The 12,712-nt window shown below is 71.0% G+C and carries 15 protein-coding genes and 2 tRNA genes; 8 read left to right on the forward strand and 9 right to left on the reverse strand.

Annotated features, from left to right (window positions below):
* Positions 1 to 47: 47 nt before the first annotated feature.
* Positions 48 to 1,736, reverse strand: a complete 1,689-nt coding sequence (locus AVW09_RS08125; RefSeq protein ID WP_063257578.1) for a long-chain-fatty-acid--CoA ligase — start codon at positions 1,734 to 1,736, stop codon at positions 48 to 50.
* Between the two features lie 60 nt (positions 1,737 to 1,796).
* Here AVW09_RS08125 and gatC point away from each other — a divergent pair, with 60 nt between their 5' ends.
* The 6 genes from gatC to AVW09_RS08155 all read left to right on the forward strand — a co-directional run bounded on the left by gatC (position 1,797) and on the right by AVW09_RS08155 (position 7,717).
* Complete coding sequence (gene gatC / locus AVW09_RS08130) at positions 1,797 to 2,096, forward strand: Asp-tRNA(Asn)/Glu-tRNA(Gln) amidotransferase subunit GatC (RefSeq protein ID WP_063257579.1); 300 nt, start codon at positions 1,797 to 1,799, stop codon at positions 2,094 to 2,096.
* A complete protein-coding gene (gatA, locus tag AVW09_RS08135) occupies positions 2,093 to 3,613 on the forward strand; it encodes an Asp-tRNA(Asn)/Glu-tRNA(Gln) amidotransferase subunit GatA (RefSeq protein ID WP_063257580.1) in 1,521 nt (506 codons plus the stop codon). The genes gatC and gatA overlap by 4 nt, the downstream gene beginning before the upstream one ends.
* Positions 3,613 to 5,130, forward strand: a complete 1,518-nt coding sequence (gene gatB, locus AVW09_RS08140) for an Asp-tRNA(Asn)/Glu-tRNA(Gln) amidotransferase subunit GatB (protein WP_063257581.1) — start codon at positions 3,613 to 3,615, stop codon at positions 5,128 to 5,130. Before gatA ends, gatB begins: the two co-directional genes overlap by 1 nt.
* Before the next feature lie 378 nt (positions 5,131 to 5,508).
* The gene (locus tag AVW09_RS08145) at positions 5,509 to 6,765 is read left to right on the forward strand and encodes a DNA polymerase IV (protein ID WP_063257582.1); all 1,257 of its coding nucleotides are present in this window, start codon (positions 5,509 to 5,511) and stop codon (positions 6,763 to 6,765) included.
* Between the two features lie 63 nt (positions 6,766 to 6,828).
* Positions 6,829 to 7,149, forward strand: coding sequence for a hypothetical protein (locus tag AVW09_RS08150; RefSeq protein ID WP_063257583.1), 321 nt, complete (start codon positions 6,829 to 6,831; stop codon positions 7,147 to 7,149).
* Positions 7,124 to 7,717: an aminobenzoate synthetase gene (locus AVW09_RS08155; protein ID WP_063257584.1), complete on the forward strand. Its 594-nt coding sequence runs from the start codon at positions 7,124 to 7,126 to the stop codon at positions 7,715 to 7,717. Before AVW09_RS08150 ends, AVW09_RS08155 begins: the two co-directional genes overlap by 26 nt.
* A 1-nt stretch (position 7,718) precedes the next feature.
* Here the strand turns inward: AVW09_RS08155 and AVW09_RS08160 are convergent, their stop codons facing one another.
* From AVW09_RS08160 to AVW09_RS08185, 6 genes are all read right to left on the reverse strand, one after another.
* Positions 7,719 to 8,222: a DUF2017 family protein gene (locus tag AVW09_RS08160; RefSeq protein ID WP_063257585.1), complete on the reverse strand. Its 504-nt coding sequence runs from the start codon at positions 8,220 to 8,222 to the stop codon at positions 7,719 to 7,721.
* Positions 8,219 to 8,512: an ATP-dependent Clp protease adapter ClpS gene (gene clpS / locus AVW09_RS08165; RefSeq protein WP_156496018.1), complete on the reverse strand. Its 294-nt coding sequence runs from the start codon at positions 8,510 to 8,512 to the stop codon at positions 8,219 to 8,221. The genes AVW09_RS08160 and clpS overlap by 4 nt, the downstream gene beginning before the upstream one ends.
* Entirely contained in the window at positions 8,512 to 8,889 is a 378-nt protein-coding gene (locus AVW09_RS08170; protein WP_063257587.1) for a metallopeptidase family protein, read from the reverse strand. The genes clpS and AVW09_RS08170 overlap by 1 nt, the downstream gene beginning before the upstream one ends.
* Before the next feature lie 122 nt (positions 8,890 to 9,011).
* Positions 9,012 to 9,087, reverse strand: a tRNA-His gene (locus AVW09_RS08175).
* Positions 9,088 to 9,123: 36 nt separating this feature from the next.
* Complete coding sequence (gene orn, locus AVW09_RS08180; RefSeq protein WP_063257588.1) at positions 9,124 to 9,750, reverse strand: oligoribonuclease; 627 nt, start codon at positions 9,748 to 9,750, stop codon at positions 9,124 to 9,126.
* A 49-nt stretch (positions 9,751 to 9,799) separates the two neighbouring features.
* Positions 9,800 to 9,872 (reverse strand) — tRNA-Arg (locus tag AVW09_RS08185).
* Positions 9,873 to 9,973: 101 nt separating this feature from the next.
* Between AVW09_RS08185 and AVW09_RS08190 the strand changes: the two genes are divergently transcribed.
* Positions 9,974 to 10,183 carry a hypothetical protein gene (locus AVW09_RS08190; RefSeq protein ID WP_063257589.1) on the forward strand — a complete coding sequence of 70 codons (210 nt, stop codon included), beginning with the start codon at positions 9,974 to 9,976 and terminating at the stop codon, positions 10,181 to 10,183.
* A gap of 141 nt (positions 10,184 to 10,324) precedes the next feature.
* On the opposite strand, the gene yczE is transcribed toward AVW09_RS08190, so the two are convergent.
* Positions 10,325 to 10,933 carry a membrane protein YczE gene (gene yczE / locus AVW09_RS08195; RefSeq protein WP_063257590.1) on the reverse strand — a complete coding sequence of 203 codons (609 nt, stop codon included), beginning with the start codon at positions 10,931 to 10,933 and terminating at the stop codon, positions 10,325 to 10,327.
* A gap of 61 nt (positions 10,934 to 10,994) precedes the next feature.
* On the opposite strand from yczE, the gene yczR reads away from it, so the two are divergent.
* The gene (yczR, locus tag AVW09_RS08200) at positions 10,995 to 12,413 is read left to right on the forward strand and encodes a MocR-like transcription factor YczR (RefSeq protein WP_063257591.1); all 1,419 of its coding nucleotides are present in this window, start codon (positions 10,995 to 10,997) and stop codon (positions 12,411 to 12,413) included.
* Between the two features lie 34 nt (positions 12,414 to 12,447).
* Here the strand turns inward: yczR and AVW09_RS17905 are convergent, their stop codons facing one another.
* Complete coding sequence (locus AVW09_RS17905) at positions 12,448 to 12,705, reverse strand: hypothetical protein (protein WP_063257592.1); 258 nt, start codon at positions 12,703 to 12,705, stop codon at positions 12,448 to 12,450.
* Between the last annotated feature and the right edge of the window lie 7 nt (positions 12,706 to 12,712).

A 12,712-nucleotide genomic window follows, 5' to 3' on the forward strand; every position in this document is an offset into this window, starting at 1 on the left:
AGCCCAGCGCCGCCCCTTGCGTGAGCGGCGAGAACCGGGCAAGGTCCTCACTTCGCGAGGAGCTGTTCCTTCACCTGGCGCCGCAGCACCTTCCCGATGAGCGACTTCGGCAGCTCATCGACGACGACGATCCGTCGGGGCACTTTATACGGCGTCAGGATGCCACGCGCGAAAGTCCGGACCTCTTCGGGGTCGAGCTGGCATCCGTCCGCCACGACGACCGCCGCCACGACCTCTTCGCCCGAGTGCTCGCTGGGGAGCCCCACGACCGCGACGTCGGCGATCGAAGGGTGCTGGCGCAGGACGTTCTCGACCTCGGTCGGGGCGACGTTGAAGCCGCCGGTGATGATGAGTTCCTTGATCCGGTCGACGATGCGCACGAAGCCGCCCTCGTCGATCGTCACGATGTCGCCGGTGCGGAACCATCCGTCGACGAAGACCGCTTCGGTCTCCTCGGGCTTGCCGTAGTAGCCGGAGAACACCTGCGGTCCACGAACGACGAGCTCCCCGCGGCCGCCGGGCTCGACGTCGGTGTGCGGGTCATCGGGGTCGACGACGCGGCACTCGGTGCCGGGCAGGGGGAGTCCGACCGTGCCCGGCACGCGGTTCTCGGCCACGGGATTGGCCATGAGCACGGGGGAGCACTCGCTCAGCCCGTAACCCTCGACGAGGTATCCGCCGGTGGCCTTCTCGAACGGCACGACCAGCTCGTGCGGGAGGGCCATCGCCCCCGAGATCGCGATGTCCGTTCCGGCGAGCGACACGCCCTGGGCCTCCGCGGCGGCGAGCAGACGCTCGGCTATGGGCGGAACGAGCGGCAGGAAGGTCGCCGGATGCCGCTTGGTGACGGCGAGGACCATGTCGGGGTCGAAACGCGGGAACAGTACGAGGCGCGCGCCCATCGACATCGCGAAGGTGAGGCAGAGCGTCAGCCCGTAGGCGTGGAACATCGGCAGTACGGCGTACACGACGCATCCTTCGCCGCGGACGATCGAGGGCACCCAGGCCCGCGCCTGCGCCGCGTTCGCGAGCAGGTTGGCGTGCGAGAGCATCGCGCCCTTCGGCGTCCCGGTCGTCCCGCTCGTGTACTGGATGATCGCGAGGTCGCCGGTGGCTGGACGCGGGTGCGTCTCGGGGAGCGGGTCGTGGCGGAGGAGCTGCGCCCAGGGGGTGGCATCCATCGTCTTCTCGGTCAGCGCGGACCGCGCCTCGCGCGCCTTGGCGATCGGAAGCCGCAGCGCGAGGCGCATGCGCAGCGGCATCGCCTGCGTCACGTCGACCGAGACCAGCGTCGTCACGCGCAGGTCGGCGGGGAACTCCTGCACGGTTTTCACGACCTTGCTCCACACGATCGCGTGCTTCGCGCCGTGGTCCTCGAACTGCTTGCGCAGCTCGCGCGCCGTGTAGAGCGGGTTGTGCTCCACGACGACCGCGCCCAGGCGCAGCACCGCGTAGAACGCCACGATGTGCTGCGGGCAGTTCGGCAGCACGATCGCGACGGGGTCGCCCGCCCGCACGCCGTGGGCCGCGAGGGCCGCAGCGACGCGCGCGACCTCAGCTGACAGGTCGGCGTACGTGGTCTCGCGGCCGAAGAACTCCAGCGCCGGAGCCTCCGGGTAGTCGCGGGTCGAGGCGTCGAGGATGTCGACGAGCGACCCCGACTGCGGGTCGAGGTCCTCCGGCACTCCGGCGGCGTAGCTGGCGGTCCAGGGGCGAGGCGGGTCGAAGCTCGTCACCGTCCCAGCGTAGGCCGGGGCCGGTCTCGGCGCGCGGTGACCGCGAACTAGACTTGCCGGGTGTCTGAAATCACCCCTGATCTCGTGCGCCATCTCGGTGTGCTCGCTCGGATCGAGTTGAGCGACGAAGAGGTCCAGAGCCTCACCGGGCAGCTGGATGCCATCGTCGACAACATCGCCAAGGTGTCCGAGGTGGCCACGCCCGACGTCGTCGCGACGAGCCACCCGATCCCCCTCGAGAACGTCTTCCGCCCCGATGTCGTGCAGCCGCCGCTCACCCTCGAGCAGGTGCTGCAGAACGCGCCCGACCAGGCCGACGGCCGGTTCCGGGTGACCGCGATCCTGGGGGAGGAGCAGTGAGCGACCTCACGCGCCTGAGCGCCGCCGACCTCGCCGCCGCCCTGTCTGCGAAGGAGGTGTCGAGCGTCGAGGCGACGCGCGCGCACCTCGACCGCATCGCCGCCGTGGACGGCGACGTGCACGCGTTCCTCCACGTCAGCGACCACGCTCTCGACGTCGCGGCCGACATCGACCGCCGCCGCGCCGCGGGCGAAGAGCTGCACGAGCTCGCCGGCGTCCCGCTCGCGGTGAAGGACGTGCTCGTCACGACCGACATGCCGTCCACGAGCGGGTCGAAGATCCTCGAGGGCTACCTGTCGCCCTACGACGCCACGGTCGTCGCACGCTCCCGGGCCGCCGGACTCGTGCCGCTCGGCAAGACGAACATGGACGAGTTCGCCATGGGGTCGTCGACCGAGTTCTCTGCGTACGGTCCGACGCACAACCCGTGGGACCTCGACCGGATCCCCGGCGGTTCGGGTGGTGGCTCCGCTGCCGCCGTCGCCGCGTTCGAAGCGCCGCTCGCCCTCGGCTCGGACACCGGCGGCTCGATCCGCCAGCCCGCGCACGTGACGGGCACCGTGGGCGTCAAGCCCACGTACGGCGGTGTCAGCCGCTACGGCGCGATCGCCCTGGCATCCAGCCTCGATCAGGTCGGTCCCGTGACGCGGACCGTGCTCGACGCCGGACTCCTGCACGACGTCATCGCCGGGCACGACCCGCACGACTCGACATCGCTGACCGATGCGTGGCCGTCGTTCGCCGCCGCCGCCCGTGAGGGGGCGACCGGCGAGGTCCTGAAGGGCCTCAAGGTCGGTGTCATCCGCGAGCTCGACGACCGCGGCTTCCAGAAGGGCGTCTCCGACTCGTTCCGTGCCGCACTCGCCACGCTCGAGGCGCAGGGGGCGGAGATTGTCGAGGTCAGCGCCCCGCACTTCGAGTACGGGGTCGCCGCGTACTACCTGATCCTTCCGGCCGAGGCATCCAGCAACCTGGCCAAGTTCGACTCGGTGCGTTTCGGTCTGCGCGTCACGCCGCAGGGCACCCCGACGGTCGAGAACGTCATGGCCGCGACGCGCGACGCCGGGTTCGGCCCCGAGGTCAAGCGCCGCATCATCCTCGGCACCTACGCACTGTCCGCCGGGTACTACGACGCCTACTACGGCAGCGCGCAGAAGGTCCGCACGCTCATCCAGCAGGACTTCGCCGCCGCGTTCGCCGACGTCGACGTCATCGCGACGCCGTCCGCGCCGACCACCGCGTTCCGCCTCGGCGAGAAGCTCGACGATCCGCTGCAGATGTACCTCAACGACGTGACGACGATCCCGGCGAACCTCGCCGGCGTGCCCGGCATCTCGATCCCGAGCGGCCTGGCCGAGGAGGACGGCCTGCCCGTCGGCATCCAATTCCTCGCCCCCGCCCGCGAGGACGCGCGTCTCTACCGCGTCGGCGCCGCCCTCGAGGCGCTCCTCGTCGACCAGTGGGGCGGACCGCTGCTGGACCGGGCCCCCTCTCTCACGAACGGAGCGACCCGCTGATGGCCAAGGACGCGCTGATGGACTTCGACGAGGCGCTCGAGCTGTTCGAGCCTGTCCTCGGATTCGAGGTCCACGTCGAACTGAACACCGCGACGAAGATGTTCTCCGCCGCGCCGAACCCGGCGAACGAGGCGAACCACGGCGCCGAGCCGAACACGCTCGTCGCCCCGGTCGACATGGGTCTGCCGGGTGCGCTGCCGGTCGTGAACGCGGAGGCGATCCGCTCGTCGATCAGCCTGGGCCTCGCGCTCGGCTGCTCGATCGCGCCGTCGAGCCGCTTCGCGCGGAAGAACTACTTCTACCCCGACCTCGGCAAGAACTACCAGATCTCGCAGTACGACGAGCCGATCGCGTTCGAGGGGTCGGTCGAGGTCGAGCTCGAGGACGGGACGATCGTCACCGTGCCGATCGAGCGTGCCCATATGGAAGAGGATGCCGGCAAGCTCACGCACATGGGCGGTTCGACCGGTCGCATCCAGGGCGCCGAGTACTCGCTCGTCGACTACAACCGCGCCGGTGTGCCGCTCGTCGAGATCGTGACGAAGCCGATCTTCGGCGCGGAGCACTCGGCTCCCGCGCTCGCGAAGGCGTACGTCGCGACGATCCGCGACATCGTGCGGGCCCTCGGCATCTCGGAGGCGCGCCTCGAGCGCGGCAACCTCCGCTGCGACGCGAACGTCTCGCTGCGTCCGCGCGGCCAGGAGAAGCTCGGCACCCGCACCGAGACGAAGAACGTCAACTCGATGCGGTCCGTCGAGCGCGCGGTGCGGTACGAGATCCAGCGGCAGGCCGCGATCCTCGCCGCCGGCGGCACGATCACGCAGGAGACGCGGCACTGGCACGAGGACACCGGGCGTACGTCGCCGGGTCGGCCGAAGTCGGATGCCGACGACTACCGCTACTTCCCGGAGCCCGATCTGCTCCCCGTCGTCCCGGCTCCGGAGCTGATCGAGGAACTGCGCGCCGCGCTGCCCGAGCCGCCGGCCGCGCGCCGTCGCCGCCTCAAGGCCGAGTGGGGCTTCGCCGACATCGACTTCCAGGGCGTGGTGAACGCCGGGCTGCTCGACGAGGTCGAGGCCACCGTCGCCGCCGGCGCGACTCCGGCCGCCGCGCGCAAGTGGTGGCTGAGCGAGATCAGCCGCATCGCGAACGCCGAGGAGCGCGAGCCCGCTGAGCTCGTGAGCCCCGAGAACGTCGCCGCGCTGCAGCGGCTGGTCGACGCGGGAACCCTGACCGACAAGCTCGCACGCCAGGTGCTCGAGGGCGTCATCGCCGGTGAGGGCACTCCGCAGGAGGTCGTCGACGCCCGCGGTCTCGCCGTCGTGTCCGACGACGCCGCCCTGATCGCCGCGATCGATGAGGCCCTGGCCGCGCAGCCCGACGTGCTGGCGAAGATCCGCGACGGCAAGGTCCAGGCGGCCGGTGCCGTCATCGGCGCCGTCATGAAGGCCATGAAGGGCCAGGCCGACGCCGCACGCGTGCGCGAGCTCGTGCTGGAGCGCGCCGCCGCACAGTAAGCACACCGGATGCCACGGCTCCCTCCCGCGCGGGGTGGGGGTCGTGGCATCCGTCGTTCCCGGGGGTGCCTGGCGGCGGACGCGTAACCTCGGCGATTCGCGGTGAGTGAGTCGGGTTCGGGGGTTTTCGGCTGAGGTTGTGCGGATCGCTGAGCTTGTGCGGATCGCTGAGGTTGTGCGGATCGCTGAGCCTGGGCGCGGTCCTGCGCTCAGCACGGCGCTGCCCCGAGACCTCCCGGCGGCACAAGTTCCGCGATCCGCCGAACGTCGGTCAGCTCGGCCACATTGTGGCTGAGGTTGCGCGGATCGCTGAGGTTGCGCGCGCGACCGACACAGGGCCCGGCCGCGATGTCGGAGGCCCGGGGGAGAATGGATGCCATGGGACGCGGAGACGGCACGGGGCGCATCGTCTCGCCGCCCGACGCCGACGATACCGGCGCGGGCATCCTGCACGTCGACATGGACGCGTTCTTCGCGTCGGTGGCCGTGCTGGACGATCCCTCGCTCGCCGGAAAGCCGCTCATCATCGGCGGGTCCGAGGGGCGCGGCGTCGTCTCAAGCGCGTCGTACGAGGCGCGCCGCTACGGCGTGAAGTCCGCGATGCCCGTCGCGGTCGCGTTGCGGCTGTGCCCGACCGCGATCGTCGTGAATCCGCCGTACTCGCGGTACACCGAGATGTCGCGTCAGGTCATGGCGATCTTCGACGAGATCACGCCGCTCGTCGAGCCGCTGTCCATCGACGAGGCGTTCCTCGACGTCCGCGGCGCGCGGCGGCTGTGGGGGAGCCCCGGGAAGATCGCGCGCGATCTCCGCGCCCGTGTGAGGGAGCGGACGGGCCTGACCTGCAGCGTTGGCGTCGCCGCGACGAAGCACGTGGCGAAGATGGCCTCCACGATCTCCAAGCCGGACGGCCTCCTGATCGTCTCCGCGGCCGACACCGAGGCGTTCCTGCGCCCGCGGTCGGTCCGCGCGCTGTGGGGCGTCGGGCCGAAGGCCGCGGAGGCGCTCGAGTCGCGTGGCATCCGGCTGATCTCGGACGTGCTCGACACGCCGCGCCCCGCGCTCGAACAGGTGCTCGGGCCCGCGATGGGCGAACGGATCTGGCACCTCGCTCGGGGCATCGACGCGCGCGAGGTGCACACCGGACGCACCGAGAAGAGCGTCGGCCACGAAGAGACGTTCCACACCGACATCTCCGACACCCGCACGCTCCACGTCGAGCTGCGGCGGCTCGCCGACCGCGTCGGCGCGCGGCTGCGGAGCCAGGAGTTCGAGGCATCCACGATCTCCATCAAGGTCCGCTTCAGCGACTTCACGACCCTGAGCCGCTCGCGGACGCTCCCCGAGCCCACGTCCGTCGGCCAGAGGATCGGGGATGCCGCGATCGAGCTGTTCGACGGGATCGACCGGCGCCAGGCGGTGCGGCTCGTGGGCGTGCGCGGCGAGAAACTTCGACCGACGGCGGCCGCCGCGACGCTGTGGGACGACGATGCCGAATGGCGCCGGGTCGAGGGGGCGCTCGACGGCGCGGCCGCCCGGTTCGGGCGAGGTGCTGTCACGCGCGGCTCGCTCCTCGGACCCTCGCGCGGCGGCGGCGCCCTGCCGACCAACCCGCGGCCGTCGTACGAGCACTGACACGGCCTGCCCCCGGGCGCAACACCCCTGGGCGGTGTCGGAAGCGGCGGGTACGGTGGGCGCATGCCCAACATCGCACTGGAACTCGGCAAGCAGTCCACCAGCTTCGGCGTCACCGCCGCCTACGGCGAGCAGCAGGACGTCGACGGCGTCCGCATCGTCCCCGTCGCCCTCGTCTGGTCCGGCTTCGGCGGCGGTTCCGACGAGCGCGGCAACGAAGGCGGGGGTGGCGGCGGGTACACGCTGCCGCTGGGCGCCTACATCCGCCGCGGCGACGACCTCCGCTTCGACCCGAACCTCGTGTCGCTGCTCGCCGTCGGCATCCCGTTCGTGTGGGTGGCCGGTCGCGCCCTCAGCCGTGTCATCCGCGCCCTCAAGAAGTAGCGCCGACCCCCTCGACGACGCCCTGGCCCACGCGGTCCGGGCTATCTCGTCGCGGGTGGAAGCTGTGGGGGCGTCGAACCCCGTCGTGCTGATCGACGGTCGAAGCGGTGCGGGGAAGAGCTCGCTCGCACGTCGGCTCGTGGCCGCCTGGCCGGGTCGCGGTCGTGTGCAGCTCGTCGCGCTGGACGACCTCTATCCGGGCTGGGGCGGACTCGCCGCGGGCGCGGAGTACGCGCGCGAGTCGATCCTCCTGCCGCACGCGAAGGGCGGCGTCGGGATCTGGCAGCGCTGGGACTGGGAAGCGGGGGAGCGCGCCGAGGCCCACGCCGTCGACCCGTCGCTGCCCCTGGTGATCGAGGGCTCGGGCGTGCTCACTCCCGCGGCCGCGAAGCTCGCGGATGTCGGCGTCTGGGTCGATGCTCCCGACGGGTCACGGAAGGATCGCGCGCTGCGACGCGACGGCGACACCTATCGACCCCACTGGGACCGCTGGGCCGCCCAGGAAGACGCGCATCTCGCTGAGCACGAGCCGCAGGCGCTGGCATCCCTCGTCGTGTTCGTGCCCTGAGTCAGGCCCGGGGCGGGTGGTCCAGGTTCCGATCGAGGGCCGTGACGAGTCCGTCGAGGCGGTAGCCGATCCAGTCGTAGATGCCGAAGCGCGCGTCGCCGGGAATGTGGCGATCGTCGTCCTGGATGCCGAGTCGCGTCGCCAGCACCAGGCGCACCGCCGAGAGTGTCCGCATCCACGCGCGGGCTTCGGTCTCGCCGAGCGCCACCGTGATCGTGGTGTCGGGGTCGCTCTCTGGATCGAGCTCGCCGCCGTCCATGCCGAGGGTGGTCAGCACGATCCTCGCGTCCTCCGCGCGGCGGTCGAGCATATCGGCCCCGGTCAGCCGGCGGAACTCACGGCTCGCGGCCTCGTCGTCGGGGTAAGCGTCCGGCAGGAGGCGAGTGATGGCGGGATCGTGCTCTCGGTCGGCGTCGGCGACGAGATCGCGGAACTGGCCCACGATGCCCGCCAGATGCAGAGCTTCGAGGCCGCTGATCTCCATCACGACGATGCGGTCGTTCATTCGGCGTCCTTTCGCACGGTGGCCCACAGGCCGAACTCGTGCATGGCTTGCGCGTGCAGCTCCATGAGCTCGCGGGGCCCGCGGGCGACGACGGCGTGGCCGTCGTGGTGCACGGAGAGCATGAGGCGGTGCGCGGTGGCGGCGTCGAATCCGAAGTAGGTGCGGAAGACGTGGACGACGTAGCTCATCAGGTTGACGGGGTCGTTCCACACCACGGTCTGCCACGACGCCGGCGGGACAACCGCGAGGTCGGTGACCTCGTCGACGTCGGGGGATGCCACTCCGGCCATCACGCCCACCCCAGTTCGTGGAGACGCTCGTCGTCGATGCCGTAGAAGTGCGCGATCTCGTGGACCAGGGTCGTGTGGATCTCGTCGCGCAGTTCGTCCTCGTCGGCGCACGCGGCCAGGTGCGGCTCACGGTAGACGATGATGCGGTCCGGCAGCTCGCCCACCCCGTAGCGCTCGCGCTCCGTGAGCGCCCACCCGTCGTAGAGACCGAGGAGATCGAGCGACCCGTCCTCAGGACGGTCCTCCACGACGAAGACGACGTTGTCGAGACCCTCCACCATGTCGTCGGGGAGGAGGTCGAGCTCGGCCACGACGAGCGCCTCGAACGCCTCGGCGTCGAGGTCGAGCGTCGCCTGCTGCGCGGCGTCCTCGTGCATGCGTCTCCCGATCGTGCGAACGGAGGGATGGATGCCACCCGCCCCGTTCGATCGATTCTATGAGCCGCTGCGGGGCACCGGCCGGAACGACGAAGGCCCGCCGTGAAGCGGGCCCTCGAGTGTGGGGTGGCTAACGGGACTTGAACCCGCGACCCCCGCGACCACAACGCGGTGCTCTACCAACTGAGCTATAGCCACCATGCGTCCGCCGCAGCGGACAACTGAACGATTATGTCATACGTCCAGAGCGAACGACGAAACGACCGACGATGCGGCGCCCTTCGCCTCGTCGCTCGTGGGCCCCGGCTCGGGCACGAACACGGCCTTGCGGTAGTAGGCGAGTTCGCGGATCGACTCGAGGATGTCGGCCAGCGCGCGGTGGCCGCCGTTCTTGGCCGGCGCGTTGAAGTAGGCGCGCGGGTACCAGCGGCGCGACAGTTCCTTGATGCTCGACACGTCGACGTTCCGGTAGTGCAGCCAGCGGTCGACGCGGGGCATGTACTTCGCGAGGAACATGCGGTCGGTGCCGATGGTGTTGCCGGCGAGCGGCGCCTTGCCCTCGAGAGGAGCGAACCGCTGGATGTACTCGAGCGCCTGGAACTCGGCATCTGCCAGGCTCACTCCGTGCGGGATCTCGTCGAGGAGCCCCGAGGAGCGGTGCATCTCGGTGACGAAGTCGCCCATGTTCTCCAGCGCCGACGCGTCGGGCTTGATGACGACCTGGAACCCGGGGTCGAGGACGTTCAACTCGAAGTCGGTGACGACGATCGCGATCTCGACCAGCTCGTCGACCGCGAGGTCGAGGCCCGTCATCTCGCAGTCGATCCAGACCAGCCGATCGTTCTCAGAGGCGCCTACCATCCCTTCATCCTACTGACGGGGTGGGACACCGACGGGCTGATCGGTGCGGTCCCCCAGGCACGATTCGAACGTGCGACCGGCGGATTAGAAGGCCGCTGCTCTATCCACTGAGCTACTGGGGGTCACTTCCAGGATATCGGTGACGGCTCGTCCATTCATCGACCCCCTGGCGAGAGTGTGTGCGCGGGCGTACTCTCCGGCCAGATCGAACGAAAGGAGCACCATGTCCGAAACGACGACACGACGCCTGTGGGTCGCCCACGGTCCCGTCGGAGTGGTGGGAACGATCCGGCAGGATGCCGAGGGCTTCGCCGTGCACATGACCGGCAAGGACGAGCGGCTCGGGGTCTACCCGACCATGGAGATCGCGAAGAACGCCCTGCACGCGCACATGAAGCCCGGCAGCGACCGCCCGGAGTTCCGGGAGCACTGAGCGACACGGTGCCGCGGGGCGAAGATGCCGCCGCGGCACCGCCGCTCTGCGGGGACCGCCGCTCTGCGGGAACCGCCGTGACGCGGCTACCCGTGGACGGCGCCGCGGCACCGCCGCCGTGCGGGAACCGCCGTACGGCGGCTACGCGTGAACCGCGGCGCGGGTCCGCCGACGCGGCTCGGGCGCCGCGAGCAGGGGCAGGGCGAGGTGGACGAGCGGTCCGATCCCGAGCGCGAACACGACCGTGCCGATGCCGACCGTTCCACCCAGCAGCCACCCGGCCACGAGAACGGTGCCCTCGACGCCGAGGCGGCACGCCCAGATCGGCCACCCGAGTCGTGCGTGCAGTCCTGTCATCAGGCCGTCGCGCGGACCGGGGCCGAAGTGCGCGCCGATATAGAGCCCGGATGCCACGGCGACGGTGACCACGCCGGCCACCAGCATCGCGGCTTGCCAGACGACTGCGTCGGGGTGGGGGAGGACGCCGAGGGCGAGCTGCATGCTCGTGCCGACCAGCAGGATGTTCGCCAGCGTGCCGACACCCGGCCGCTGGTGCAGCGGGATCCACAGGAGGAGCACACCGAGTCCGACGATGTTCGTGATCCAGCCCACGCCGATGCCGGTGACCCGCGACAGCCCCTCGGCGAACACCGTCCACGGGTCCACGCCGAGGCCCGCCGCGACGGTGAGGGCGCAGCCGAAGCCGTAGAGGGCGAGGCCGACGAGGAGACGAAGGATCCGAGAAGTCATGAAGAGATCCAATCACCAGATTGGTTTCCTTCATGGATGCCAATTCCCCTACTCTGGCCTCATGGATTCCCGAATCTCCGCGCGTGCCCTGGCCGAGGCCCTCGGCGGGTGGCGCGGTCGCGGCCCCGCCTACGAAGCGCTGGCGGATGGCATCCGCCTGCTCTGCCTCGACAACCGCATCGCTCCGCTGACGGCTCTCCCCGCCGAGCGGGAGCTCGCCGCGGCGCTCGGGCTGAGCCGCACGACGGTGGCGGCGACGTACCGTAGTCTGCGCGACTCGGGGCACATCGAGAGCCTGCGGGGGAGCGGCAGCGTGACCCTGCCGCTTCGACGCACCGACCCGGGCGTCGAGGACCGGCGCGACGGTGTGATCGACCTGCAGCAGGCGAGTCCCGCCGCGTGGCCGGGCCTGCCGGCCGTGATGGCCGAGGTGGCGCAGGATGCGGCGGCTCTCGTCGCACGCACGGGATACGACGTCGTGGGCGACGCGGGCCTGCGCGAGGAGATCGCGCGCGTGTATGGGAACCGCGGGCTCCCGACGACGCCGGACCAGGTACTGGTGACCACCGGAGCGCAGAGCGCGCTGCACTTGGTGGCATCCGTGCTCCTGTCGCGGGCCGATCGCGTCCTCATCGAGACGCCGACCTATCCGCACGGCGCCGATGCCTTCCGTGCCGTGGGTGCTCGGCTCGTCGGCGTACCGGTGACGCCGGATGCCGGCTGGGACCTCGACCGCGCGGCACAGACGTTCGCGCGCGTGCTGCCCGCGCTGGCATACCTCATGCCCGACTTCCACAATCCGACGGGCCGTTCGATGAGCCCCGTTGAGGTGGCGGCTTTCGTCGACGGCGCGCAACGCGCGGGCACGTACCTCGTGCTCGACGAGACCACCGCGGGTCTCGACATCGACCGGGAGACGGCGGGGACCGTGTTCCCCGAGGCGCCGCGCATTATCCGCGTCGGATCGCTGGGCAAGACCGTGTGGGGCGGCTTGCGCGTCGGGTGGGTGCGCGCCGAGGCCGACATCGTTCGCCGTCTCGCGAGCGGACGGCCGGTGCACGACCTCGGGACGCCGGAGTTCGAGCAGGCCGTCGCGGCGCGAGTCGTGGGGCGGCTCGACGAGATCAGCGCGCAGCGCGCCGATCTTCTGCGTGCTGGCCGCGACGCGCTCACCCGCGCGCTGGAGGCGACGTTCCCGGAGTGGGAGATCCCGGTCGCCCGGGGCGGCGTCTCGCTCTGGGTCGGAATCGGCGAGCCGGTGAGCACGCCCCTGGTGATGAACGCCCGGGCGCGCGGCCTCCTCCTCTCCGCCGGTTCGCGGTTCGCGGTCGACGGCGGCCATGACCGTCGACTGCGTCTTCCGTTCACGGCCGCGCCGCACACCCTCGAGCGCGCGGTGGGCATCCTCCGCGCCGCGTGGGACGACGTGCGGGGGACGTCGGCGACGGCCTCCCTCGACGACCTGGCCGCGGTGGTCTGAACCGGCGCGGGCGCCGTCGACGCTGGGCCGTCTCTCATCGCGCATAGCGCAAGCACTCGAGTGCGTCGGCGGAGGACCAGAACTCTCCCAGACGCCGGAACCGCCCGGTCGCCGAATGGAACCGCTCGGCGGCGTAACGCCAGCCGCCGTCGGCCGCGATGGCTCGGACGTGCCCCACGACGACGCCGCGCGGGTCGGCGATGCGCCACAGCCCCGCGGCGACATGCGTCGCCGCGCCCCACCCGGCCGGGCGCGGGGCCGGGGCGAGGTCGTTCCACAGTGCGGTGCTCATGGCCACA

The sequence above is a fragment of the Microbacterium sp. T32 genome (assembly GCF_001619615.1).
Taxonomy (GTDB): Bacteria; Actinomycetota; Actinomycetes; order Actinomycetales; family Microbacteriaceae; genus Microbacterium.

Coding starts and splice junctions, on each gene's coding strand:
- yczE (WP_063257590.1), bottom strand. CDS start 10,933: ATGACTTCTCGGATCCTTCGTCTCCTCGTCGGCCTCGCCCTCTACGGC.
- yczR (WP_063257591.1), top strand. CDS start 10,995: ATGGATTCCCGAATCTCCGCGCGTGCCCTGGCCGAGGCCCTCGGCGGG.
- AVW09_RS08190 (WP_063257589.1), top strand. CDS start 9,974: ATGTCCGAAACGACGACACGACGCCTGTGGGTCGCCCACGGTCCCGTC.
- AVW09_RS17905 (WP_063257592.1), bottom strand. CDS start 12,705: ATGAGCACCGCACTGTGGAACGACCTCGCCCCGGCCCCGCGCCCGGCC.
- clpS (WP_156496018.1), bottom strand. CDS start 8,512: ATGGCCGGAGTGGCATCCCCCGACGTCGACGAGGTCACCGACCTCGCG.
- AVW09_RS08150 (WP_063257583.1), top strand. CDS start 6,829: ATGCCCAACATCGCACTGGAACTCGGCAAGCAGTCCACCAGCTTCGGC.
- AVW09_RS08145 (WP_063257582.1), top strand. CDS start 5,509: ATGGGACGCGGAGACGGCACGGGGCGCATCGTCTCGCCGCCCGACGCC.
- AVW09_RS08160 (WP_063257585.1), bottom strand. CDS start 8,222: ATGAACGACCGCATCGTCGTGATGGAGATCAGCGGCCTCGAAGCTCTG.
- AVW09_RS08170 (WP_063257587.1), bottom strand. CDS start 8,889: ATGCACGAGGACGCCGCGCAGCAGGCGACGCTCGACCTCGACGCCGAG.
- orn (WP_063257588.1), bottom strand. CDS start 9,750: ATGGTAGGCGCCTCTGAGAACGATCGGCTGGTCTGGATCGACTGCGAG.
- gatB (WP_063257581.1), top strand. CDS start 3,613: ATGGCCAAGGACGCGCTGATGGACTTCGACGAGGCGCTCGAGCTGTTC.